Source organism: Streptomyces sp. 8K308, assembly GCF_004348315.1.
GTDB lineage: Bacteria > Actinomycetota > Actinomycetes > Streptomycetales > Streptomycetaceae > Streptomyces.
Genome location: NZ_SMKC01000542.1, coordinates 1 through 2841 on the forward strand (window position 1 = coordinate 1; position 2841 = coordinate 2841).

General features: G+C 72.5%; 1 protein-coding gene and 1 pseudogene. Both read left to right on the plus strand.

What is annotated here, in order from left to right:
• Nucleotides 1-149: pseudogene (locus E1265_RS35400) on the plus strand (ATP-binding protein); the annotation flags it as partial.
• 383 nt (nucleotides 150-532) lie between these two features.
• The coding region (locus E1265_RS35405) for a nitrate- and nitrite sensing domain-containing protein (protein ID WP_132935052.1) at nucleotides 533-2841 on the plus strand (2309 nt) is incomplete at its 3' end.

Below are 2841 nucleotides of genomic sequence, written 5' to 3' on the forward strand. Positions count from 1 at the left end.
ACCAGCCGTACTCGCCCGAGGAGGTGCGGGAGGCGTTGCAGATCGGTCCTGACGCGCCGATCATCACCACCGACGCCCGGCACAGGTCCGAGGCCAAGAGCGCCCTGATCACCCTCGTCGAACACGCGCTCCTCGCCCGTCTGCACTGACCGGCTCCCGGAACCGGTCGCCCGCCGCCCGCCGGCCCTCGCCGGCGGGCTGTGCTGTCTTCGCCGTCTCCAGTGGATCTGTGCCATCCGTCACGGCCACACAGAATCTCCTTCTCGTCTCCAGGGTCTCGTAACGATTCGACCGGCATTTCCGCGCATTATGCGCACGTGTCGCGAGCGTCCGGCTCCGCTCCGCGCACGATTCCCCGGCGTTTTGCGACTTGTTGTGGATGATGACCCTTTTGTTGGCATTGAGGGGTGGCCGGAAACAACCTGGTTTGGGGGATTGGAAAGTCGTCGCGTGGCGTGTTGGAATCCACGGAACCCCCGGGCGTGACCGGCCCACCCGCGATGGCGAAATCAATGCCGAGAGGTGACAGCCTGTGAGGCGCAACACCGCGACTCCCCCGAATCCCGGAGAAGCGGCGGCCCTCGGCGGACCGGGTCGGGGCGGTTTCCAGCCGCCCACCGCGACGGCCCGGCCGCCGGCCGGAGCCGCCGGTGACCACGAGGCCCCACCCTCAGCCGGCTCCCGGTTCGCCCCCCGCAACTGGCGGGTGGCCACCAAGCTCTACGCGATCCTGCTCATCCCGGTGCTGGTCGCCCTCCTCCTGGGAGGCGTGCGGGTTCGTGACTCCTACGACCGCTGGCAGGAGGCCGACGCCGCCGAGCGCATCGCCGAGCTGGTCCGCGCCTCGACCGCCTACGGGCACGCGCTGATCGACGAACGCGACGTCACCGCGCGCCCGTTGCTCGAGGGCGACACGCGGTCCGAGGTCGTCGCCGAGGCCAGGGCGGCCACCGACGCGGCGCGCGACGAGTTCTACGCGCGTGCCGACGACGCCCCGAACACCGACAGCCTGCGCCGCCGCGTCGACGCCGTCGCCCAGGCCGAGCCCCAGCTCCAGCCGCTGCGCGACGCCGCCTACACGGACCAACTCCCGGGGGTGACAACGGAGGAGGGCTACGTCGCGGTCCAGCACCCGCTGATGTCGTTCTCCAACGAACTCGGCCTCGGCTCCGACAACATCGCCGCCTACGGACGCACCGTCTACGCCATCTCCCTCGCCAAGGCGGCCAGTTCGCTGCAGCGCTCGATCGGCACCCACCTGCTCGTCGCGCCCGGGCCCGGCGAGCGGGCCATCGAGACGCAGCTCACCGCGTTCGACTCCTACGCCTACCTGGAGGACATCGCCCGCGCCGAGTACGTCACCGCGGGCACCGCCGAGGACGGCCAGCGACTCTCCGCGGCCATGGCCGAGGCGGGCGAGGACGCCGCGGCCGGCGCCCCCGGCGCCCCCGACCTGGAGACCATGGTCGAACAGCTCTCCACGGGCGCCACCCCCGGCGAGCTCGCCGCCCAGGGGGTCACCCCCGACACCTGGTTCCAGTCCGCCACCACCGAGTTCGACGCCTACCGCGCCATCGAGGTGCGGCTCGTCGACGAAGCCGTCGAGGAGGCGCTTGACGTCGCGGGCGTCGCCCGCCGCGACATGATCGTCAACTCGGTCGTCGTGCTGGCCGCCGTGCTGCTCGCCCTGCTGCTCGCCGGCCTCGTCGCCAGGTCCATGAGCCGCGACATGCGCCAGCTGCGCGCCGCGGCCGCCGAGGTCGCCGAGGAGCGGCTGCCCGCGGTCGTCGGCCAGCTCTCCCGCACCAAGCCGGGCGACGTGGACACCAGGGTCACGCCGATCAGCATCGCCGGCCGCGACGAGATCGGCGAGGTCGCCCGCGCCTTCGACCAGGTGCACCGGGAGGCCGTCCGGCTCGCCGCCGAACAGGCCCTGTTGCGCGGCAACGTGAACGCCATCTTCACCAACCTCTCCAGCCGCAACCAGGGCCTGATCGAGCGTCAACTCGCTCTGATCAGCGAGCTGGAGAGCCGCGAGGCCAACCCGGAGCAGCTCGACCACCTCTTCAAGCTCGACCACCTGGCCACCCGCATGCGCCGCAACGGGGAGAACCTGCTGGTGCTGGCCGGCGAGGAGCCGGAGAACCGCTGGAACCAGCCCGTCGCGCTCGTCGACGTGCTGCGCGCCGCCGCCTCCGAGGTCGAGGCCTACGCCAGGATCGAGATCTCCGGCGTCCCCGAGGCCGAGGTGCGGGCGCCCGTCGTCAACGACCTGGTGCACCTGCTCGCCGAGCTGCTGGAGAACGCCACCACGTTCTCCTCGCCGCAGACCAGGGTGCGGGTCACCGCCACCCGGCTGCCCGACGGCCGCATCATGGTCGAGATCCACGACAAGGGCATCGGCCTCACCCAGGAGGACTTCGCGGAGATCAACAAGCGGCTCGCCGAGCCGCCGGCCGTCGACGCGGCCATCTCCCAGCGGATGGGCCTCTTCGTGGTCGGCCGGCTCGCGCTGCGCCACGGCATCCGCGTCCAACTGCGGCCCTCGGGCGAGCAGTCGGGCACCACCTCGCTCGTGATGCTCCCCGAAGGGCTGACCCTTACCGGCGGCACGGGCCGGCGGCGCAAGCCCCCGCGCGAGGAGGCCGCGCCCGGCGGAGGGCGGTTCGACGTCAGTGACGCCGATCGCAGGGCCGCCGCCCGCGCCGCCGCCGAGCTGGGCTTCGACGAGTCCCGTTACCAGGGCGCCGGCGACCCCGCCGGGCGCGAGCCGGGCGGCCGCTTGCTGTTGCGCGGTGGTCGTCCACCGGCGCCCGCCCTGGACAGCGCGCCTCCCGGACC